Annotated in this window: 25 protein-coding genes and 1 tRNA gene; 14 read left to right on the forward strand and 12 right to left on the reverse strand. The window is 67.2% G+C overall.

Translation table 11 applies throughout. From position 1 onward, the window contains the following. The first annotated feature begins 3 nt into the window (after positions 1-3). From ABJK40_RS13935 to ABJK40_RS13965, 7 genes are all read left to right on the forward strand, one after another. Positions 4-3771, forward strand: a complete 3768-nt coding sequence (locus tag ABJK40_RS13935) for a lamin tail domain-containing protein (protein ID WP_348478905.1) — start codon at positions 4-6, stop codon at positions 3769-3771. A 71-nt stretch (positions 3772-3842) separates the two neighbouring features. After that, positions 3843-4184: a hypothetical protein gene (locus ABJK40_RS13940; RefSeq protein ID WP_348510325.1), complete on the forward strand. Its 342-nt coding sequence runs from the start codon at positions 3843-3845 to the stop codon at positions 4182-4184. Positions 4185-4194: 10 nt separating this feature from the next. Next, a tRNA-Leu gene (locus ABJK40_RS13945) sits at positions 4195-4280 on the forward strand. Positions 4281-4493: 213 nt separating this feature from the next. Further along, entirely contained in the window at positions 4494-5420 is a 927-nt protein-coding gene (locus ABJK40_RS13950; protein WP_348478907.1) for a universal stress protein, read from the forward strand. After that, the gene (locus tag ABJK40_RS13955; RefSeq protein WP_348478908.1) at positions 5420-6487 is read left to right on the forward strand and encodes an ABC transporter ATP-binding protein; all 1068 of its coding nucleotides are present in this window, start codon (positions 5420-5422) and stop codon (positions 6485-6487) included. Before ABJK40_RS13950 ends, ABJK40_RS13955 begins: the two co-directional genes overlap by 1 nt. A gap of 59 nt (positions 6488-6546) precedes the next feature. Further along, positions 6547-7296 carry a DUF4389 domain-containing protein gene (locus tag ABJK40_RS13960; protein ID WP_348478909.1) on the forward strand — a complete coding sequence of 250 codons (750 nt, stop codon included), beginning with the start codon at positions 6547-6549 and terminating at the stop codon, positions 7294-7296. A gap of 3 nt (positions 7297-7299) precedes the next feature. Then, positions 7300-7509, forward strand: coding sequence for a hypothetical protein (locus ABJK40_RS13965; protein WP_348478910.1), 210 nt, complete (start codon positions 7300-7302; stop codon positions 7507-7509). Between the two features lie 156 nt (positions 7510-7665). On the opposite strand, the gene ABJK40_RS13970 is transcribed toward ABJK40_RS13965, so the two are convergent. The 4 genes from ABJK40_RS13970 to ABJK40_RS13985 form a co-directional block, all read right to left on the reverse strand. Next, positions 7666-8082 (reverse strand): DUF1003 domain-containing protein, encoded by a 417-nt coding sequence (locus tag ABJK40_RS13970; protein WP_348478984.1) that lies wholly within the window; start codon positions 8080-8082, stop codon positions 7666-7668. Positions 8083-8545: 463 nt separating this feature from the next. Then, positions 8546-9436 (reverse strand): PAS domain S-box protein, encoded by an 891-nt coding sequence (locus ABJK40_RS13975; protein WP_348478911.1) that lies wholly within the window; start codon positions 9434-9436, stop codon positions 8546-8548. Positions 9437-9479: 43 nt separating this feature from the next. Then, a complete protein-coding gene (locus ABJK40_RS13980; protein WP_348478912.1) occupies positions 9480-9638 on the reverse strand; it encodes an ANTAR domain-containing protein in 159 nt (52 codons plus the stop codon). Between the two features lie 313 nt (positions 9639-9951). Then, on the reverse strand, positions 9952-10719 hold the full coding sequence (locus ABJK40_RS13985) for a class I SAM-dependent methyltransferase (RefSeq protein ID WP_348478913.1): 768 nt from the start codon (positions 10717-10719) through the stop codon (positions 9952-9954). A 211-nt stretch (positions 10720-10930) separates the two neighbouring features. Between ABJK40_RS13985 and ABJK40_RS13990 the strand changes: the two genes are divergently transcribed. Continuing rightward, complete coding sequence (locus tag ABJK40_RS13990) at positions 10931-11419, forward strand: GNAT family N-acetyltransferase (RefSeq protein WP_348478914.1); 489 nt, start codon at positions 10931-10933, stop codon at positions 11417-11419. A gap of 168 nt (positions 11420-11587) precedes the next feature. Here the strand turns inward: ABJK40_RS13990 and map are convergent, their stop codons facing one another. Further along, positions 11588-12586, reverse strand: coding sequence for a type I methionyl aminopeptidase (gene map, locus ABJK40_RS13995; protein ID WP_348478915.1), 999 nt, complete (start codon positions 12584-12586; stop codon positions 11588-11590). A 77-nt stretch (positions 12587-12663) separates the two neighbouring features. On the opposite strand from map, the gene ABJK40_RS14000 reads away from it, so the two are divergent. Next, on the forward strand, positions 12664-12852 hold the full coding sequence (locus ABJK40_RS14000; protein ID WP_348478985.1) for a hypothetical protein: 189 nt from the start codon (positions 12664-12666) through the stop codon (positions 12850-12852). Positions 12853-12998: 146 nt separating this feature from the next. On the opposite strand, the gene ABJK40_RS14005 is transcribed toward ABJK40_RS14000, so the two are convergent. The 3 genes from ABJK40_RS14005 to ABJK40_RS14015 form a co-directional block, all read right to left on the reverse strand. Then, positions 12999-13580 carry a YdeI/OmpD-associated family protein gene (locus tag ABJK40_RS14005; RefSeq protein ID WP_348478916.1) on the reverse strand — a complete coding sequence of 194 codons (582 nt, stop codon included), beginning with the start codon at positions 13578-13580 and terminating at the stop codon, positions 12999-13001. A 49-nt stretch (positions 13581-13629) separates the two neighbouring features. After that, positions 13630-14028 carry a VOC family protein gene (locus ABJK40_RS14010; RefSeq protein ID WP_348478917.1) on the reverse strand — a complete coding sequence of 133 codons (399 nt, stop codon included), beginning with the start codon at positions 14026-14028 and terminating at the stop codon, positions 13630-13632. A 73-nt stretch (positions 14029-14101) separates the two neighbouring features. Next, entirely contained in the window at positions 14102-14512 is a 411-nt protein-coding gene (locus ABJK40_RS14015) for a helix-turn-helix transcriptional regulator (RefSeq protein ID WP_348478918.1), read from the reverse strand. Positions 14513-14659: 147 nt separating this feature from the next. Between ABJK40_RS14015 and ABJK40_RS14020 the strand changes: the two genes are divergently transcribed. Next, positions 14660-14995: a TfoX/Sxy family protein gene (locus ABJK40_RS14020; protein ID WP_348478919.1), complete on the forward strand. Its 336-nt coding sequence runs from the start codon at positions 14660-14662 to the stop codon at positions 14993-14995. Positions 14996-15039: 44 nt separating this feature from the next. Here the strand turns inward: ABJK40_RS14020 and ABJK40_RS14025 are convergent, their stop codons facing one another. The 3 genes from ABJK40_RS14025 to ABJK40_RS14035 are packed head-to-tail and all read right to left on the reverse strand — an operon-like array spanning position 15040 to position 16730. After that, a complete protein-coding gene (locus tag ABJK40_RS14025) occupies positions 15040-15321 on the reverse strand; it encodes a hypothetical protein (RefSeq protein WP_348478920.1) in 282 nt (93 codons plus the stop codon). A 60-nt stretch (positions 15322-15381) separates the two neighbouring features. Next, on the reverse strand, positions 15382-15654 hold the full coding sequence (locus ABJK40_RS14030; RefSeq protein ID WP_348478921.1) for a hypothetical protein: 273 nt from the start codon (positions 15652-15654) through the stop codon (positions 15382-15384). A 32-nt stretch (positions 15655-15686) separates the two neighbouring features. After that, positions 15687-16730: a serine hydrolase domain-containing protein gene (locus ABJK40_RS14035; protein ID WP_348478922.1), complete on the reverse strand. Its 1044-nt coding sequence runs from the start codon at positions 16728-16730 to the stop codon at positions 15687-15689. Positions 16731-16899: 169 nt separating this feature from the next. On the opposite strand from ABJK40_RS14035, the gene ABJK40_RS14040 reads away from it, so the two are divergent. After that, positions 16900-17727 (forward strand): alpha/beta hydrolase, encoded by an 828-nt coding sequence (locus tag ABJK40_RS14040; protein ID WP_348478923.1) that lies wholly within the window; start codon positions 16900-16902, stop codon positions 17725-17727. 109 nt (positions 17728-17836) lie between these two features. Then, positions 17837-18316 carry a helix-turn-helix domain-containing protein gene (locus ABJK40_RS14045; protein WP_348478924.1) on the forward strand — a complete coding sequence of 160 codons (480 nt, stop codon included), beginning with the start codon at positions 17837-17839 and terminating at the stop codon, positions 18314-18316. Between the two features lie 98 nt (positions 18317-18414). Here the strand turns inward: ABJK40_RS14045 and ABJK40_RS14050 are convergent, their stop codons facing one another. After that, positions 18415-19248, reverse strand: coding sequence for a crotonase/enoyl-CoA hydratase family protein (locus ABJK40_RS14050; protein ID WP_348478925.1), 834 nt, complete (start codon positions 19246-19248; stop codon positions 18415-18417). Between the two features lie 170 nt (positions 19249-19418). Here ABJK40_RS14050 and ABJK40_RS14055 point away from each other — a divergent pair, with 170 nt between their 5' ends. After that, complete coding sequence (locus tag ABJK40_RS14055; RefSeq protein ID WP_348478926.1) at positions 19419-19931, forward strand: SRPBCC family protein; 513 nt, start codon at positions 19419-19421, stop codon at positions 19929-19931. Between the two features lie 100 nt (positions 19932-20031). Next, the gene (locus ABJK40_RS14060; protein WP_348478927.1) at positions 20032-21087 is read left to right on the forward strand and encodes an LLM class flavin-dependent oxidoreductase; all 1056 of its coding nucleotides are present in this window, start codon (positions 20032-20034) and stop codon (positions 21085-21087) included. Positions 21088-21178: the final 91 nt, after the last annotated feature.

Here is a 21178-nt window from a genome sequence, read left to right on the forward strand (position 1 = left end):
GTCATGCGCGTCCGAACCGTCTCCATCGCCGCCGCCATCGCGGTGTCCGCCGTCGCGACCACCGTCGTGGCGACGCCGAGCGGACCGACCACGATCGAACGGGCGGCCGTGGTGGCCCCGTCGTCGGCTGGCGACCTCGCGCAGGCCCGTCGGATCAGCGAGTCCGGAAGCGATCCCGTCGACGACTCCGGTGGTGATGGTGTCGGACGCGGGGTGGACGGGCCGCTTCCGATCGCCGGCATCGGGGAAGCGGCTGCGACGCTGTTGCCCGACTTCCTCCGTCCCACCGGTGTCGAGGACCCGCTGGTGCGCGGCAGCGTCGTCATCAGCGAAGTGATGTTCGACCCGTCGGTGGTGTACGACTCGCGCGGCGAGTGGTTCGAAGTGGTGAACACGACCGGTGGCACCATCGACCTCGGCGGATGGACCTTCGGTGACGAGGTGTACGACATCCACACGATCTCCGATCTGAGCATCGCTCCCGGCGACCGCGTCGTGCTCGGCCGTGTCGCCGACCCGGCCCGCAACGGCGGCGTGGTCGTCGACCACGAGTTCGGCGACGCCGTGCTGCTCTTCAACGGCGGCGACCGCATCGTGCTGCGCAACGCGAGCGGCTCGATCGTCGACGTCGTCGACTACGGCCTGCCCGGGTTCACTCGTCCCGAGGGTCGGTCGATCTCGTACGGCCCGGTCATCGCTGCGGCAGCCGAGGTCGCGAACGACAGCGGTGCCACGTGGTGCCGCTCCACCACGACGCTTCCGGCGGGCGACTTCGGGAGCCCCGGGGCGCCGAACCAGTGTGCGCGGTCGACGGCGGCGCTGGTGATCACCGAAGTGATGAACAACCCGTCCGCCACTGCGGACAGCGTCGGCGAATGGTTCGAGCTGCGCAACACCGGCGCGGCGATTGACCTCGCGGGGTTCTCGGTGCAGGACGACGACGGTGAGAAGTTCACGATCGATTCGCCGCTGCCGGTTCCGGCAGGGGCGAACGTGGTGTTCGCCCGCAACGGCGACCCCTCCGTCAACGGCGGCGTCACGGCGGACTGGGTCTACGGGTCGCAGATGAACCTGCACAACACGTTCGACGAACTCGTCGTCACCGACGAGCGGGGTATCCAGGTGGACGCCGTGCGTTGGGACGACGGTCGCACGTTCCCCGATCCGAACGGCCAGTCCATGCAGCTGGCGGCGGTGGTCGCGGACAACGCCGACGGGGTCAACTGGTGTCTGTCGACTCGTCGCTGGTCGGTCGGCGACACCGGGAGCCCGGGAACCGATGGCAGCTGCGACGTGACGGAGGTGCCGCTGGTCGTCATCACCGAGGTGATGGCCGACCCCGAACTGACGCCGAGCGAACGCGACGGCGAGTGGTTCGAAGTGGCCAACCTCGGCTCCGAACCCGCCGTGCTCGACGGCTACTCGCTGCGCACCCGCTCCGAGGAACACGTGGTGTCCTCACTCACCATTCCATCCGGCGAACGCGCCGTGCTGGCGGTGCTCGCCGATCGCACCGCGAACGGCGACGTGCCCGTCGACTACGCCTACGGCACGGACCTGTCGCTCTTCAACGCCGCCGGACTGCTCGAGATCGTCACCGCCGACGGCGTGACCGTCGACCGGGTCGACTACTCGCTGACGCGCGGCTTCCCGCTCGAGAAGGCCCGTTCGATGGAGCTCGGATCGACGACCGCCGACAACGCCCTCGGCGCGAACTGGTGCGCCACCATCGACCGCTACAACGACGAGGACTTCGGGACTCCTGGCATCGCCGGAAACTGTGACGAGCCCGATCCCGCTCAGCCGTTGATGATCAGCGAAGTGATGCGCGACCCGGCGGCCGTCTCGGACACGTCCGGTGAATGGTTCGAGGTCCACAACCCGACGTCGGACCCCGTCGACCTGCGCAACTGGAGCATCAGCGACGACGGATCCGAGCGCTACGTGATCCGCCGGTCGGTCGTGGTCCCGCCGTTGGGATTCGCCGTGATCGGTCGTTCCGGCGACACCGGCGTCAACGGCGGCGTCGCCGTCGACCTCGTCGTCGGCAGCGGCATGGTGCTGTACAACGGTCAGGATGCGATCCGCCTGCACGACCAGCACGGACGATCGATCGACGAGGTCCGTTGGATGCCCTCGGATCCGATGCCGCGGCCGAACGGCGGATCGATGTCGCGTTCCGAGGCATCGCTCGCATCGTTCGGTCCGACCGACGATGCGAGCGCGTGGTGCACCACGTCGGATCAGTTCGGCCTCGGTGACACCGGTACGCCGGGCGCAGCGAACACCTGCACGCCGACGCCGAGCCATGCGATCGTGATCAACGAGATCCACCGCGACCCGCTGGCGTTGCCGGATGCGCAGGCCGAATGGATCGAACTGCACAACACCGGCGCCGTGCCGATCGACATCGGAGGCTGGACGCTGCGCGACGACGACGTCGACTCCTTCGTGTTCCCGGCCGGCTCCGTCATCGGAGCGGACGGCTACGTCACCGCAGGACGGAACGACGCGTCGCTGAACGGCGGCATCGACATGGATGTGCTGTACGGCATCGAGATCGTCAACTTCAACACGACCGACGAGCTGATGCTGTTCGACGCGGACCTGGCGATCGTCGACCGTGTCGCCTGGACCGCCGAGAACGGATTCCCCAAGGTGGCCGGTGCGACGATGTCGCTGCGCAACCCGGCTCTGGACAACGCCGCGGGTGTCAACTGGTGTGCAGCGGTGACCGATCAGGGCAACGGCGACCTCGGGACTCCCGGCAGTGAGAACCTGTGCGAGATCCCGGTTCCGCCCCGGCCGACCGACATCACCCACTCGATCTTCGCGACGGGCGATGCCGTCTGCAGTGGTCGGATCGGCGTGAACGCGTCGGACCTCTTCGTGGGTACCGCCGTGCGTACCAACGACGACATCGACGTGCAGGGCTCGACGCTGGTCTTCGACGGCAGGGTGTCCTACGCGGACCGACTCGGCCTCGGTTGGGGCACCGTGACCGCCGGCGGAACCGTGCGCGAGACCGACGTCCAGGCCGTGCCCTTCGGCTGGGACGTCGCCGACTTCGCTCCGGGTGGATCGCGGGCTGCGGCAGCGGGTTCGGCGTACTTCGCTCATCCCGGTGGCCTGACGATCAACGGGAACGGCGTCGACCTGGCTGCAGGAATCCACTACGTCGACGGGAACGTCACGATCAACGCGGGGACTGCGCGGCTCAACCAGGTGACGGTCGTGGCGACGGGGAGCATCGTGATCCGGTCGAGCCAGATCGCCCTGTCACCGTTCGCCGGTGACCTGCCTGCGCTGATGGCGGGTCGGGACGGATGTGCCCAGACCGGCATCCAGTTGGCCACCAGCACGCTGACGGTCGTCGGTGCGGTCTACGCCCCGACCTCTCGGGTCGCGGTCAACGCCTCGATCGTCACGGTGGACCAGGGGTCGTTCGTCGGGAGTTCGGTCGAGCTGCAGGGCTCGAGGATCACGATCAACCGTCGCTCGGCTCTCGTGCGAGTCACGGCGATGTGCGCGGGAACCGGCAGCGAGAGCGGGCTCTACAGGTTCCGAGTGCGTCACGAACAGGGCGGCACCGGCACCTATGCCTTCGACCTGCGCGTCGGATCGAACGTCCTGCACAGCGGTTCGATCGGTGCTGGTGAGACCCAGTTCGTGTGGCTGCCTGCTTGGGCGCAGGGCGTGAAGGCCGTTCCGACATCCGGGTGGGTCAACGAGTACGGCGGCACGGCATCGTCGAACTCGACGATCTGCTGACGGTCGGGGTCCGAACGAGCGCAACGCTGCTCCGGCGAACTCTGAGGTACCCCTTCGCTTAGATGGAGTCCATGGAGTTCGCCTCGACCGTCGAGTTCGCCCACGCTGCGCGGCGTCTGACGCGTTCGGCGATCCGCCGGGGCCTCACGGGCCCGAGCTTCCGTTGCCCTCCCCGTCTGGTCGGAGTGGACCGCACCATCCGCCGGCGCACCGATGCCGAGGGCGGGGGAGCGGTGGTGTCGATCCGTGTGAAAGGCCGTCCGCGAGCGGCGGTGTTGGCCGACATGATCGAAGGTGTCGTCATCACGAACCGTCTGCGGGCACCCGAAGCCGACCGACTCCGCAACGAACTGTGGAGGGAAGTCGAGTCGAACGAGATCCGCTCGACCACCGACGGTCGAGGCGTAGCCTGACCCGGCAGTTGCCCGGGTGGCGAAACTGGCAGACGCGGGGGGCTTAAACCCCCCTTCCACTCACGTGGAGTGCGGGTTCGAACCCCGCCCCGGGCACTCAGGCGCTGGGGTGACGTCAGGTCGGCGCCTCGAACGTCGCGAAGAGGCCGGGGGTGAGGCCGTGTACACCCCGGGTGTCGTCGGGTGAGCGTGGGGATCCGCGTTGGAGGGCGTCTTGGACCGAACGCCCGTGAGCGCGTCGGCCGATGGTCCAATGGCCCTGTTCGGGCGAGGGTCGAGGTGCGCACGATGGCGGCGAGGAGGTCGTTCGTGAGGAACCTGATCGTCGGAGTCGACGGAACCGAGGCGTCGCTGCACTCGCTCGCCTGGGCAGCAGAGACGGTCGGCATCGCAGGGCGACTCCATGCAGTCGTCTCCCTGAACCCCTGGACCGAGTCCCTCGTCGACACGATCACCGGTGACCCCGTCGGGCACCGGGAGGTGATCGAGTCGGCGCTCGTCGAGCAGTGGACGAGCGGCCCGGGATTCGCCGTCGGCGAACTCGTGACATCGGCGAGTCTGGCGGCGATGGCAACCGCTCTCGACGACGCAGCGCGGGCCGACCACGCCGACGCGATCGTCGTCGGCGCTCATCGCGGGATCACCGGCATCGGAGGCGTCGTCAAGCGAATCGGTCATTCGACGAATGCCCTCCTGCGTTCGACGAAGTATCCGGTGGTGGTCGTGCCCGCTGATGTCGCCGTCGTCGGCCTCGATGGCGGCAACGTCGTCGTGGGCATCGGGCACGGCGATGCGACGCGCAGTGCCGTGCGCTGGGCCGCTCACCTCGCTCGGGATCGACGGGTCGGTATCGAACTGTTGCATGCCCTCGGTGACGCTCCGGTGTTCCAGGCCGACGGGCCGCTCGATCTCGCTCGCTTCGAAGTGGGTGCGGTCGACCGTGCTTCGTGGGAGGTCGGCCGCGTCGGGCACTTCGCGGAGGTGATGCAGGCGCTCAGCGGCCCGGATCTCGACATGACGGTGTCGACGCCTCCCGGTCTTGCCACGCTGCGTCTGGACGAAGCGAGTGACCGGTCGGTGCTGCTCGTGCTGGGTCGCCACCGTTCGATGCTGGACCGCGGGCATCACACGGCGCAACCGTTGCGTCATGCACTCACACACGCCCGATGCCCGGTCGTGGTGATCCCCGACCACCCCGCCGACGATCTCGTCGTCCACCCCGACGTGGCGCTCTGATGTCGACGGTGGAGTTCCGCAAGGTGACGCGGATCTATCCGCAGATGGACCACCCTGCCGTCGACGGCTTCGACCTCGACATCGCCGATGGCGAACTGCTCGTGCTCGTGGGACCCTCGGGCTGCGGCAAGTCGACGGTCCTTCGCATGCTGGCAGGTCTCGAGCCGGTCGACGCCGGGCGGATCCTCATCGGCGGCGACGACGTCACCGACGTGCCGTCGCGAGAGCGCGACATCGCCATGGTGTTCCAGGCCTACGCGCTGTACCCGCACATGACCGTGTCCGCGAACATCGCATTCCACCTCCTCCTCGAGGGGGACCCGCCCGCTGAGATACGGCGTCGCGTGGACGATGTCGCCGAACTGCTCGGGATCACCGAACTCCTGCACCTGAAACCGTCGAAGCTGTCCGGAGGGCAGCGTCAGCGCGTCGCCATGGGGCGAGCGCTCATTCGCCGCCCCCAGGTCTTCCTGATGGACGAACCGCTCTCGAATCTCGACGCCAAGCTCCGGATCCACATGCGGACCGAGATCGCCACGCTCCAGAAGCGGCTCGGCACGACGACCATGTACGTCACCCACGACCAGACCGAGGCAATGACCCTCGGGGACCGAGTCGCGGTGCAGGACAACGGGGTGGTGTTGCAGTGTGCGCCACCGATGGAGTTGTACGACGAGCCGGTCGACGAGTTCGTGGCCGGCTTCATCGGTTCGCCGGCGATGAACCTGCTGCCGGCGCGGGTGTGCAACGGCGTGGCGGTGGCGGACGGAATCGAACACCGGTTGAGCCGTCGCCAGATCGCAGAACTCAGCACGGACCACGTGACGATCGGTGTGCGCCCCGAGGCCTGGACACTCGGGGAGTGCGGAGGGCTCCGTGCCACGGTCGACGTGGTCGAGGTGCTCGGAGCCGACGCGATCGTGTACCTCTCCAGTCCCGGAATCGATCGGCTGTCCGCACGCCTCGGCCGTGGTGAGGTGACGCGCGGCCAGCAGGTGCACCTGGTGCCGCGAGCCGGCGAGGTCCACGTGTTCGACACGGCGACGACGAAGAGGATCCCGGCCTGATCGAGCACGACCATCAGGGTTGGTCGGCCGCTGCGGTCGCACGGTTCCCCGTACATCCTGTGTCGTTGACGGCGCACCTGGACCCGGGCTTGTCGCGTTGGCAGTGGCTGGTGAAGTGGTTCCTCGCGATTCCGCACTTCATCGTGCTGGCGTTCCTGTGGGTGGCATTCGTCGTGTCGAGCGTCGTGGCGGCGGTGGCGATCGTCTTCACCGGGCGGTATCCGCGTGGAATCTTCGACTTCAACGTCGGGGTTCTGCGGTGGTCGTGGCGTGTGAACTTCTATGCGAGCACGGGTGGGATCGGCACCGACCGCTATCCGCCGTTCAGCTTGGAGGCCGACCCCGGCGACTCCGCCCGCTTGGACATCGCCTATCCCGAGTCACTGTCGCGCGGCCTGGTGTTCGTGAAGTGGCTGCTGGCGATCCCTCACCTGATCATCGTCGCCCTGCTGGTCGGTGGGGCCTCGGTGCGTGGACTCACCACGACCAGCAGTTCGATCAGCTTCGACATCACCGGCGGTGGCGGGTTGCTCGGCATCCTCGTGATCGTGACCGGGGTCGTGCTGCTGTTCACCGGCCGTTACCCCCAGGCGTTGTTCGATCTGATCGTCGGCTTCAACCGGTGGATCTTCCGAGTGATCGCCTACGTCGCACTGATGACGGACACCTATCCGCCCTTCCGGCTCGACCAGGGCGGGAACGAACCCGACGCCCGTGATCCGTCCGAGCTTCCTCCACCGACACCGCCGAGCTCCGACCCGGGCACGTTCCCGTCCTCGACGACGCTCTCACCCACACCAGGAGTCTGAACCATGACGCCCGCACGCCCAGCACGCGAATCGAAGGGCACGACCGCACCCGAAGCACAGTGGACAGGTGTGGGCGCCGGCATCGGCGCAGGGCTTGGAGTGGTGTTCGGTCTGTTGATTGCGGGCGGGGCCGGTATCGCGATCGGAATCGCGATCGGTGCAGGGGTCGGCGTCGCCGTCGGTGCTGCCGCCGACGCCGCGAAGCAGCCCTGATGAGAGTCGTCACGCCACGCACGACCGGTGTCATGCTGTTCGCTCACCGTTCGACGTACCAGGGACGTTGACGTCCGGAGGTTTCATCGAAGGAGACCCGCCGGATGAGCAGCGCCCCGACGATCTCGTCGGACGTGTGAGTCCCGATGTGGCGGGTCAGTCGTGCCGTGGCGGGGTCTCGTCGGTGCCCGAGGCGTGGATCGTCCATCCGACCCCCGTCAGATGCGCATGCATCTCGGTCGACAACTGGTGGATCTGTTTGGTGAGATCGGTGTTGACGTGCAGTTCCCGCTCCTGCTCGTTGAAGTCGTGGTCGGCCTTCTTCTGAGCGAACGCGGCCTGCCGGTTCTGCCCGATCATCACGAAGGTCGACAGGAAGATCGCCTCCAGCGACACGACGAGGGTCAACGTCGGCCACGGGCTCTTCTCGGCGACGAGCATCCACCCGGCGAACGTGATCGCGTGGAGGTAGACGAATGTCATCGATCCCGCGAACTTGGTGATCGCGTCGGCGACTCGGAGCTGGACATCGGCAGCGCGCTGCTCGTGCAGTGTCTGCCACGCCGGATGCATCGGGCGCTCGGGGGTGAGCGACGGGGAAGGAGTCACAGCGGGATCGTCTGTCGTCATGGGGGAATCCTGACCGGTCGGTCGGTCGAGGTCGTCGTCAGAGGCGGGAGGCACTGTCGTCCCTCACACCGTCACGATCGCTCGTACGTTGTTCGCAGGTTGACGCGACCATGTCGGCAGGGTTCGTTCGGCACCGTTCGCGGGACGACGCCGACACCGGTGTCGACCGGGCTCGGAACACCATCGACGCGCCGAGGTGGCAGTTCGCGAGTCGGATGCGTCCGAGTCTCCGTGGTTCGTGCTCACACGCGCCCGCGGGGGATGGCCCAGACGGGCGCGGTCCCGTGGTCCGGGCGGCTGTCGATCGTGACGGTTCCGCCGGCCCCACGTGCTCGCGAGTACAGGTTGTCGAGACCATGGCCACGGCGGCCGTCCGGCGCCATCCCGACGCCGTCGTCGGTCACGGTCAGCGAGATCGTCTCGTCCTCGCGACCCGCAGGGAGATGACGACCACGGTGGCTCGGGCGTGGCGGGCGACGTTGGAGAGAGCCTCGGTGAGTACGGGAAGCAACTGCTCGGTGTGTTCGGGTCGGATCGAGTCCACGTCGCCGTCGGTGTCGATGCTCGGCGTGCACGCGAGGTGATCGGCCGAGTGGTCGACGATCTCCTGGATCTGCTCGGTGACCGTTGCGGTGGTGACCTTGGTGAGCTCGAAGATGGCGACGCGCAGGTCCGAGATCGTACGGTCGAGTTCGTCGACGGTGTCCGACACCCGCTGTGCGACGTGCGGATCGGTGATCGATCCGACGACCGCCTGCAGACCCATCCCGGCGCCGAACAGCCGCTGGATGACGGTGTCGTGCATGTCCCGCGCGAGGCGTTCACGGTCGTGGAGGATGCGGAGTCGGGATTCGTTGCGCTGCAGGGCGTCGTCGACGGCGAGGCGTTCGGTGATGTCGCGCACGGTGGCCACGACACGCAGACCCCGGTCGGTGGTGATGGGACTCAGGGACACCTCGACGGCGAACTCGGTGCCGTCTCGGCGTCGGCCCTGCAGCGCGAGTTCGCTGCCCATCGCTCGCGGACGCGGCGCGTCGGCGTAGCGGGTGCGGTGTGCCATGTGTGCACTCCGGTGCCGTTCGGTGATCAGCTTCTCGACAGTCAGACCGAGCAACTCGCCGCGGTCGTAACCGAACAGGGTCTCGATCTGGGTGTTGACGAGCAGGAGCACGCCGTGTTCGTCCGCGAGGAGCATGCCGTCGGGAGACGACTCGACCATCGCCCACGTGACCGCCTCGTCGAGATCGGCGAGAGGTTGGAGTCGTGGATCGGTGATGCTCGTGTGGCTCGGCGCCATGGTGGTGTCTCCGTTGAACGTCCGCCTCTGCAGCGGCTGCGGGTCAGTGCTGGTGGTGCCCGGTGGTGAGCGTGGTGAGGTCGACCCGTCCGTCGACGATGTGCGTTGCGAGGTCCGTGAGCTTGGTGTTGGTGTTGCGGGACATCATGCGAATCCGATCGAAGGCGGTGGCCATGTCGATCTGTGCGCGTTCGGCCAGCATTGGTCGCCGCTCAGCCCCCATGCGCGACCTCGCCAATCGTGCCTCGGACGCGCACTTCGACGAAGCAGCCATCAGCTGTGCTGTCCGAAGTCACCTGTCGAAACACGTCGAACCTCCTGGTTCAACGCGCAACCAGGGATCCGGAGCGACGCGTCGGCAGATGGAAGAGCATCTGCGAACGTCACCCTAGTCCGGGGAGCACGCGTCCCGTCGACCGGCCTGGCGGTGGTCGACCGACCGATCGGATCTGCCTGATCAGACGTGCGAGTCCTGCGGAATGCCCGATCCCGGGAGAGGTTCGCGACACGGCCTGTCACGTGAGGCGCCACACGGAGACGTGGGAGGGAGAGTCGGCGGTGAACTCGCTCCGGTCCCAGTCGGCCCAGCGTGATTCGAACTCCATCTCGGCGAGCTGGGCCATCAGGTCGAGTTCGGACGGCCAGACGTAGCGGAACGCTCCGGTGATGCGATCGACCCGGTCGCCGTCGAAGCGATAGTGGTGCGAGACGAGGATCTGACCGACACTGTCGACGTACTCGTCGAACCCGAGGTGGTCGTCGGTCCACGCGAACGGGCGAATCGTCTGACCGGGAGGTAGCTGATGGAGCTTCGGCACACCGGTCTCGATGACGAATCGTCCGCCCGGGCGGAGGTGGGCGGCGGCATTGCGGAAGCATGCGACCTGCTGCGCCTGTGTGCGCAGGTTTCCGATCGTGTTGTAGACGAGGTAGACGAGTGAGGCATCGCCTCGCATCACCGTCGAGGTCATGTCGCCGACGATGGTGTCGATGGCGTCGGCTCCGGGTTTCGAGCGCAACTCGGCGAGCATCCGCTCGGAGATGTCCATCCCCGACACCGTCACGCCGCGCGCCGTCAGCGGAAGAGCGATGCGACCCGTGCCGATCGCGAACTCGACGGCCGGCCCGCCGTCGGCCAACTCGGTGAGCACGTCGGCGGTGCGCTGGATCTGCTCTCGGGTGAACGCGGCTCCGGCCGCGCTGTCGTACCCGGCCGCGATCGCCGGATCCGTGTGCTGATCCGATGCGGCGAGCTGCCTGGCCAGACCGTCGTCGTGAGTCACGCGGCAACGGTGCCACACGGGCCGAGCACCGAGGCGACGCGTTTCGTCACGAGCGGTGCTCGCGTCGGTGATGCGACGACGTGGTCCTCCCGATGGCGGATGCGTCCGAGCGAGCTTCGTGAGACGTGTCGGACACTCCGTGGATCGAAATCCTGGCCCGCGGACCGATCTGCGAGACCGAGCGAGCGCCGTCCGTGACACCATGGATCCGATGGACGAGATCGAACTCCGCCCGGCCACTCCGGACGACGCCGACGCAGTGGAGGCCTACCACGCACGATGCTTCGAGAAGACCTACGCCTCGCAACTGCTCGTCGGTGACGTCGAGCCACCCGACCGGGATGGGATGAGGCGCCAGTTCCGCGACTGGTTCCGACCCGACTCCGACGTCGACACCCGTGTGGTCGTCGTCGATGGCGCTCCGATCGCCCACTTCACCGTGAGCGGCAACCGACTCGTCCACCTCTTCATCGAGCCCGCACACCACGGACAGGGACTGGGCCGACGGTTGCTGGTGATGGTCGAGTCGATGCTCGCCGACGCGGGCCATTCGGAGTTCGAGCTCCACACCAGGGTCGACAACGTCCCAGCGATCTCGTTCTACGAGAAGGCGGGATGGACCGTGACCGATCAACTGATCCGTACCGTCGAGCACGGGATCACGTACGAGGAGTACGTGCTCGTCAAGCACCGCACCTGACATCGTTCACGAGCTCGCCGACCCGATGTGGGCGTTGCTCGCCGGTGCGCCTCTCCAATCGAGGGCGAGGCGGCCCGTCCTGTCCGTTGATCATTCTGCTGAGAACTCGAAACCCGCAGTGCGTGCCCGACCCGAACCGACCGGGTTCGCCGACCACGAGCGATGAGCTCAGGTGGTTCGAGGGGACGATCTCGCTGCGTTCACGGTGTCGAGTGTTCCGGCTGCGGTTCGACCGTCGGTGGTGACGGTGAGGATCTCGGCGCCGGTGTCGGTGACGAGCACGGTGTGTTCGAACTGGGCGGAGGGCCGGTTGTCGTCGGCGTGCTCGGTCCAGCCGTCGGCTGCCTGATGGAACCGAGCTCGCCCGGAGCACAGCATCGGCTCGACGGTGAAGGTCATGCCGGGCACGACGATGGAATCGTCGCGGCGGTCGACGTGGTGCGACACGTGCGGCGCACCGTGGAAGCTCTCGCCGATGCCGTGCCCGCCGTACTCGCGCACGACCGAGTAGCCGCGTGATTCAGCGAACGGTTCGATTGCCTCGGCGATTCTCTGGAGAGGCTCGAACGGGCGAATCGCTGCGATGCCGCGCAGCGTGGCGTCGCGTGTGGTGTCGACGAGACCGGCGAGCGCGGCGGTCGGCGTGCCGACGTGGAAGGTTGCTGACGTGTCGCCGTGCATGCCGTCGATGTATGCGGTGACGTCGATGTTGATGATGTCGCCCTCTTCGAGCGGCCGGTCGTCGGGGATGCCGTGGCAGACGACGCCGTTGACCGACGTGCAGATCGACTTGGGAAATCCGCGATAGTGGAGGTCGCTCGGATAGGCGCCCAGTTCGACGTAGACATCGTGAGCGACGCGGTCGAGGTCGTCGGTGGTCACCCCGATGCCGACCTGTTCACCGGTGCGGAGCAGGACCTCGGCAGCCACTGCGCAGGCCCGGCGAAGCCGTGTCAGCGACGCCGCATCCTGGATCTGCGGCGTCTGGGGCGGGACGATCCCGGTCGTGACGTAGCTCGGTCGTGCGATTCCGTCGGGGACGGCCCGCGGCGGGGACACGCGGCCGAGGGTGACGGGAGGGTACGTGAGTGCGTGTCGGTCACCGTGGCATCGCTTGTGCTTGTGCCCGCTCCCGCACCAGCACGGATCGTTCGTCTTGAGCTTCACGGAGAACAGTCTATGGGTGTAGACGCCGATGTCTACGGGTGGAGACGAGCCTTGGGTAGGATGTGCCCGTGGCACCGATGGTCAACACCGACGAATTGATCGACTCGCGTGAACTCGCCGCCCTCCTCGGACTGGCGCACCCGAACAGTGTCAGCCTGTATCAACGCCGCTACGCCGACATGCCCCGTCCAGTCGTCGATCTCGGAAGTGGGCGTCCGCGCCTCTGGTTGCGCCCCGCCATCCTCGACTGGATCGAACACCGCTGAACACCTCGGCGTCGGGCGACATCTCCGCCCGACGTGATACGTCGGCCCGAGCACGATCTGATCACGACACCCCGACCTCACGTGCCGATCGGGCGGTTGGTGGAGGCTCCGGTCGATGCCGTCGAGGACGGTGTCGCCGGCTCGGATCATCGGTCGCGCAAACCCTTGCCCTCGAGGATCCGGGGAACGACCTTGTCGATCCGTCGGTGCCGCGTGTCGGACTGCTTGGCGTCGGAGATGTGGAGGTTGTACTCGCGTTGGCGACCAGGGGTGAGTTCGTTGAACGCCTCGGCGAGTGCGTCGTCGTCGGCCAGCCGCTCCTGCAGCTCGATGGCGAGCGCTTCGTCAGGTCGTGGTGGCAGTTGCGTGCCCGCCTGCGCGTGGCGGATTGCTTCGTCGACGTACGTCGTGATGACCTGGGCGAGCGATTCGACGTCGTCGACCGTGGTGAACTTCATGCGCTTCGGTCCGTGCGTGTTGGGTCCTTGCGCGTGGAGCACCTGTGCTGGGTCGTCGAGCAACACCCCCTGGAAGAACATCAGGGCGAGGTGGTCCGAGAATTCCTGGAGAAGGACGACGTTGTCGTCGTCGACGCAGTAGCAGGGCTTTCCCCACTTGATCGTCTCGGTGAGTCCGCACGACAGCAGGATCGGACGGATCGCGGTGATCTCGTCGGGCCATTGCTCGCTGTCCGCGAGGTAGGCGTCGACGTCCGTGTAGTCGTTCATCGTGGTCTCCTCCGTACTTCGGGCCGCTTCGACGTGACGGGCACGGCGTTCAGGCCTGGGCGATCCGCACGAGGTTGCCGGAGGGATCGCGGAACGCGCAGTCACGAACTCCCCAGAACTGATCGGTCGGTTCCTCGAGGACTTCGGCGCCCGACTCGACCAGCTTGTCGAACGTCGCTGCGAGATCGTCGACGCTGAAGATCGCCGCCTGGATCGCTCCCTGCGTCACCAGCGCCGACAGCGCGTCGCCTTCGGCCGGTGAGCGTCCGCCGTGCGGTTGCGACAACACGATGTCGACGTCCTGGCCCGGGGCGCCGACGGTGATCCATCGAAAGCCGTTGTTCTCGACGTCGTGGCGCACTTCGAGGCCCAGGGCGTCCCGGTAGAAGCCGAGCGCCTCGTCCGGATCGTGAACGGTGATGAACATCTTCGAGACGTTGACTGCCATGACCGCAACCGTAGAACCCCGAGTGATCGGCGACTTCTCCGATCCTGCTCGATGCGACCCGATCGTCGGATCGTCACCGGGACACGGCAGTGCGCAGCGGCCGGGTCGCACGTTTGGCGACACACGGCGGAAGGCTCGCCAACTCACCGTGATCACGCTCCCGGTACTCCGATGGAGACACACCGACGATGTCGCGAAACGACGAGCTGAACGAACCGAGTGACACGCACCCCACCGCGAAGCAGGCGTCGGTCACCGTCGCCCCGCCCCGTAGCAGCATCATCGCCCGCTCGATACGCCGAGTCATCAGGTACGCGTACGGCGTCTCGCCGTACACGGCGCGGAACCGCCGTGAGAAGTGCGCCGGCGACATCGCAGCGCGCTCGGCCAGGACGGGCACGCTCAACCGATCCTGATAGTTCCGATCCATGAAATCTCGCGCGCGCCTCAGCAGCACGAGTTCGTTCACCTCATCCGGAGACACGATCCGACCGTACCTGCAGCGGGTCGTCGTGTGGACATCGCATCGTCGGCCTGTGGCGGTCCGGGACCCGGGCCTTCGACCGTCGTGCGTCCACCCACAGTGCGACCCGCCACCGAGTGGAACCGCCCGGTGAGCCAAGATGTCGGGGTGCCGTTCGACGCGAACCTCGCCGAGAGAATTCGACAACGCCTGGCTGGACTCGACGCTCGAGAAGTCGCGATGTTCGGCGGCCGCTCGTTCATGGTGCACGATCAGCTCGCCGTCTGCGCAGCGTCGGACGGTTCGCTCCTGCTGCGGTGCGCCCCCGACGAGGCCGACCGACTCGTTCGTCGACAAGGTGCACGACCGGCTGAGATGCGTGGCAAGGCAATGAGCCCAGGATGGCTCCGGGTCGACGTCGACGCGGTCGTCGACGATGTCGTCCTGCACGACTGGATCGACGCCGCAGTGGCTCACGCGGACCAGCGGGCCCAGACACGCTGACGTCCTGCCGGCAGCCCCGAGCGCTCGGTCGCTCGCCGCTGGAGTCAGTTTCGTGAATCGGGGTGCAGGCGCACATCGGTGTGGCGTGCGAGCGTCGCGTCGTCGACATCAGCGTGGAGAATCTCAGCGTCGGCGCGAACGGCAACCGCGCCGATCAGACAGTCGATGAGCTTGCGGACGGTGTCGCCGTGAGCGCGACAGGACCGATACATCGATGCAGCGTCGTCGTAGTCGGCCGGAGTCGTGGGCAACATCGTCGCCCGAGCCAGCAACCCACGGAGTTGGATCAGATGCCGTTCACTGCGGGCGCCGGCGAGAACTTTCATCGACACCGGGTCGGGGTCGCGTACGACGACGAGCGTCGACGGATCCGCGGTGATCCTCGATCAGAGCCGGGTGTCTCGCCAGGCTTCGGCCCACGCCGCCAGGAACAGAAGGAGTGCGATGAGGCCGAAGCCGATGGTTCCGATCGCGATGGCATGGCCGACGAATGGCCGACTCACCGCGCCGTCGCCTTCGACGGACGTGCGTGCTGCGAGCACCCACGCCGAAGCGATCGTGCCGAGTGCGATCAGAGCTGCAGCGAATCGGGCGGCGATGGCTTCGTTGACCATCGTGCCTGCGGAGATGGTTCCGTTCGTGCGCTCGGACATGGTCATGGCTTGACAGTAGTTGCTGATTCGCGGCGGGGTCATCGGGGGTGGATGTCGTCGCTGCGATCGTCGCGGGCGCGGCGTACGAACTCGCCGAGGAGCGGCCAGGTCCCGTCCATCGTGTTGCTCAGGATCACGACGTCGGCGTTCCAGATCGACAGGTGGGACAAGATGCCGCTCGCACCCTCGCTCTCGCCGTCCTTGAAGTAGCCCACGTCGTTGAACTCGAGCCCGAAACCCTGGCCGGAGCGACCGCCGTCGGCGCTGGCGACCTGGGGAGTGAAGAACTCGTCGGTGAGGTCCGCTGGCAACAACCGCAGTTCGCGAAGCGCCGCGAGGAACGCATGAAGGTCTCCGGCGGTACAGAACGCACCGCCGTCGGGTGCGCCTCGGGGTGGATAGGCGAAAAGGTTCTGTTCGAGGCGTCCATCCTCCGCTGGGTCGAACCCCTCGGCGAGATCGGGAAACGCGAACCGCTTGTCGAAGTACCCCGAGGAGGCCATGTCGGCACGTGCGAGCACCTCGGCCTCCACGTACTCCTGGAAGCTGGCGCCCGAAGCCCGCTCGACGGCCATGCCTGCGACCACGTAACCGGCGTTGCAGTAGCGAGACCCGCCACCGGGCGCGAAATGTGGCGGCTTGTTCGCGAACAGGGGCAGGAAGTCCCTCGGCGTCGTGATCGTGTGACACGGCACCACACGGAACACCTCGGCGTAGTTCTCACCTTCGTCCTCCTCCGCGATGTCGGCGATGCCGCTCGTGTGCGTGAGTAGATGGCGCAGCGTGACTGCCGAATCGATGGTGGTGTCGGTGAGGTCGGCGTACTCGTGGATCGACGCATCCAGGTCCAGGCTCCCAGCGGCGACCAACTGCAGCACAGCAACCGAGGTGAACAGCTTGCTGATCGAGGCGACATCGAAGCGCATGTCGAGCGTGTTGGGCACACCCCACCGCGGTGATGCCAGGCCGCGGGCAGCTTGGAAGAGCACGTCGCCGTCGCGACGCACATCGACCACACCGCAGAACACCCGGCCGTCGTCACCGGGCGTCGCGAGGAATGTGTCGAGCCACGCCGTTTCCACATCCGCGACGCTAGACATCGGGCGCCACGACGGACGACCGACTTTCGACGCGACAGAGCGGCGCACGACTGCACGGTGGTGCTCGACGATCTCGTCACGAACGGTGGACGATCGCCGGCCGAGCAAACCTCTCGGCGCCTCCGCATGGCGCCGATGTACCGTCCCGAACGTGGAAGCACAGAACGTGGAAGTGTCGAACGGCAACGCCACGTTGCATGTCTCGACGTGGGGCACGACCGGCCCGACACTCCTCGCCCTGCATCCCGGAGTCGGCGACAGCCGAATCTGGAACTCGTGTGCGCCCGGGTGGGTCGCAGCTGGATATCGGGTCGTCGCCTACGACCGCAGGGGATTCGGTTGGACCCACAGCTCGCCCGAGCCTCACGACGACGCCGACGACCTCCTCGCCGTGATGAGCGCAACGGCGACCGACACTGCCGTGGTGATCGGGAACAGTCGCGGCGGCGGGATCGCGATCGACCTCGCGCTCACGTCTCCCGAACGGGTGGCCGCCCTCGTGCTGATCGCCCCGTCGTTGTCCGGGTACGACCAGAGCGACTGGCCCACCGCAGCGGCAGAGGACGAACAGGACATGCTCCTGATCGCAGCCGAGAAGGCGGAGGACCTGGAACTCCTCAACCGACTGGAGACTCGGTACTGGCTGGATGGCGTCGAACAGCCCGAAGGGCGCGTGAGTGGCGAACCACGAGAGCTGTTCCTCGACATGAACGAACGAGCTCTGCACGCTGCGCCGATCGGCGACTCGTCGCAACGAACGCCGGCGTGGCCGATGCTGTCGCACATCGACGTTCCCGTCCTCGTCGTGGCGGGCGAGTTCGATCTGCCTGGTATCCGCAAGCAATGCAGCGAGACCGCAGCGGCGATCCCACTGTCCGAACACGTCGAGATCCCGGGCTCGGCTCACTGCCCATCGCTGGACCAACCTGGTCTGCTCTCCGAAACGGTCCTCACCTTCCTGAGCCGACTGCCGCGATGACCTGACCCAGCGCACCAGGCACAGGCGTGTCACGGATCGCACGACGGGGCGGTGGGTGTGGGGCCGGCCTTGCGTTCCGTGATGCAACTCGAAGATCTAGGCTGACGGGATGAAGCGTGTCGACACCTCCGACTGGCCATGCACGATCGCGCGGAGTGCGGCGGTGCTGGGGGACCACTGGAACCTGCTGCTCGTGCGCCAGGCCTGCCTCGGCACCCGTCGCTTCGACGACTTCCAACGCGAGCTCGGGATCGGCCGCAACATCTTGACCCGTCGGCTGAACCAACTCGTCGACGAAGGCCTGATGAGCCGAGTCGAATACCAGGACAAGCCGCCCCGCTCGGAGTACCGACTCACCCAGCAGGGTCGTGAGGTGTACCCGATCCTCGCCGCCATGGCGGCATGGGGTGAGCGTTGGCTCAGCGGCCCCGAGGGCACGCCGCTGGTCTTGCACCACAACGTGTGCGACCACGACATGCAGGCCGTGGTCGTGTGCAGCGAGTGTGACGCCCCCATCGACGTGCGCGAGATGCAGGCGCGCCGCGGACCCGGCTATCGAGCCGATCGCGATCGTCCCGCCACCATCTGACCCACCGACCGACCCACCGGGCGGTGATCCTCATCGACGAACGCCCCGAGACGCGACGACACACACGTCTCGTCGATGTGGACGCTTCGATCGGGCCGTCAGCGACCCGTGAACGTCGCCGAACGTCGCTCCGCGAACGAGGCCAAGCCTTCCTGGAAGTCGTCGGTGGCCTGAACCGCAGCCGACATCGCCGGGATCGCGGCGATGGCTGCCGGCTCGCCGTCGTCGAGAGCGAGACGGGCGTTGGCGATCGTGTGACGCAGTGCGGACGGCGAGCACTGCAGCATCTCGCGGGCCAACTCGATCGCCCGGTCGCGTTGGACGCCGGGCTCGACGACCTCCTGCACCAGTCCGATCCGATGGGCCTCGTCGGCGCCGAACTCGTCGGCGCGGAGCAGGTGGTACATCGCGTCGCCCCACCCGGCGCGCTGCACGTATCGCACGGTGGCGCCTCCGAGCGGTGCGAGGCCCCGCTTGGGTTCGAGCTGGCACATGCGCAGGTCCGATGCGGCGATGACGATGTCGCCGGCCAAGGCGATCTCGATCCCGATCGTGAAGGTGATGCCCTGCACCGCGGTGATTCGTGGCTTGGTGAGACGTCGACCGAGGCCGAACGGGTCGACCGGCTCGGCGGTCTGGGCCCGTGTGCGTTCCGACGCCGCAGCCCGTGCCTCGTCGGTGAAGAACAGTGGCATCTCGAGACCGGCCGTGGTGTGGTCGCCGGCGAAGGTCAGCACGCCCACGAACAGATCGGGGTCGTCGTCGAGACGGGTCAGGGCGTCCTCCAACTCGGCGGTGATCTTGGGCGTGAACGCATTCTTCTTCTCGACTCGGTCGACGGTGATGACGAGGATGTGATCGTCGACCACCTCGGTACCGACCCCACCGTGGGGGTGACGTTCGCCGTGCTCGCGTGTGGTAGATTCCATCATGCAACGAACGATAGTCGACGGCGAAGGGTGACTCGAACACGGAGATGACGTCGCCGATGACGTCGCCTTGAGTTCCATGACGGAATGCACTACGTTCGGAGTCCGCACGCCGAACCCGACCGCCACACCCGTCACTCGCATGGCGGTCCCGCCGACAACGAGGAACCCCGATGAAGTACGCCGACTGTCCCACCACCGAGACGACGATCGACATCGCCGCACCGGCCTCGGTGGTGTGGGATCTCGTCTCCGACATCGAGTTGTCGTCGAAGTTCTCGTCCGAGGTGAGCGGCGCCGACTGGGTCGAGGGTCACGCCGGCCCGTCGCTCGACGCACGCTTCGTCGGGCACAGCGCGCACGACGCGATCGGTGAGTGGAGCACCACCTGCGTCGTGACCGGGTTCGAGGCCGGACGTCTCTTCGAATGGAGTGTGCTCGGCACCGAGGGCACCGTGTCGTCGATCTGGCGGTACACGATCGACGACCTCGGCGACGGCAACGTGAGGTTGAGCCACCGGTTCCAGATGGGTCCGGGTCGAGGCGGTCTGAACTTCGCGATCGACCGCATGCCGGAGAAGGAGGAGCGCATCGTCGCCAATCGCATGGCGGAGCACGAGCTGAACATGAAGGCGGTGCTGGACGGCGTCAAGGACGTCGCCGAGTCGACGGCAGGATCGTCGTGATCGGGGCCGGTTCTCCTCGGTCTCTGCGTCACGTCGCAGGCCCGGCTCGCACGGCACCGAACGCGTCGAGCCCTCGATCCGCCACGCGAGGAACCACGTCATGACCATCAGGATCGGCCTGTCGATCGACCCGCTGATGCCGCGCTTCCTCGATCTCGCTCGCGAGGCCGAGCGCCTCGGCATCGACTCGGTGTGGGTGGCGGAGTTCTGGGCGTCGGATGCCTTCACACCGCTCGCTGCCGTGGCCGCGGTGACCGAACGCATCAAGCTCGCCACCGGGATCGCCCAGCTCGGCGCACGGACTCCGGCGATGCTGGCGATGACGGCGCAGGGGGTGCAGACGCTGTCCGACGGGCGGATGATCCTCGGGATCGGCGCCAGCGGCCCGCAGGTGATGGAGGGCTGGCACGGTGTGCCGTTCGACCGACCGGTGCAACGCACACGCGAGACGATCGAGATCGTCAGGATGATCACCTCCGGTGAGCGCCTGTCCTACGACGGCGACGTGTACCGACTGCCCTTGCCCGACGGCCAGGGCAAGGCGATCCGGTCACGGGCGGACACGGCCCCGATCCCGATCTACGTCGCCTCGCTCGGCCCGACCAATCTGCGCCTGACAGGCGAACTCGCCGACGGCTGGATCGGCAACTCGTTCTTCCCGGCCACTGCGGACGCCTTCTTCGACCCCATCGAGGAGGGTGCTGCGATCGCGGGCCGTTCGGCCGAAGCGATCGACAGGGTCGTGGCCGTCGGCCTGGAGTTCACCGCCGACGATCCCGCCATGATCGCCGCCGCCGGGCGTCGTCATGCCGACGGATACGCGTTCACCTTCGGGGCGATGGGGTCCGCGACGAAGAACTTCTACAACGATGCGTTCGCCCGCCAGGGTTTCGGTGACGACGTCGCCGAGGTGCAACGACTGTGGGCCGCCGGGGACAGGGAGGCGGCCGCCGCCCGTGTCCCGATCGAGATCGGATCGGGGACGAACCTGGTCGGCCCTCCCGCAACGATCCGCGACCGGCTCGTCGAGTACGAGCGCAGCGGTGTGACCACCCTGCGGGTCGGCCTCGACGGCGACTTCGACCGCAAGATCGCCGACCTCGAGCGTCTGATGTCGCTCGTCGACGAGGCCGGCGCAGCCGTCGCGACGACCTGAGACGACGCGCCGCGCTCCGACTCGCTGTCGACGCCGCTCCACCACCCTCAACCCCACCCGGACAACGCCACCCGAAGAATCACGAGGTACA

This window comes from Ilumatobacter sp. (assembly GCF_039969435.1).
In the GTDB taxonomy this organism is placed as follows: Bacteria; Actinomycetota; Acidimicrobiia; order Acidimicrobiales; family Ilumatobacteraceae; genus Ilumatobacter_A.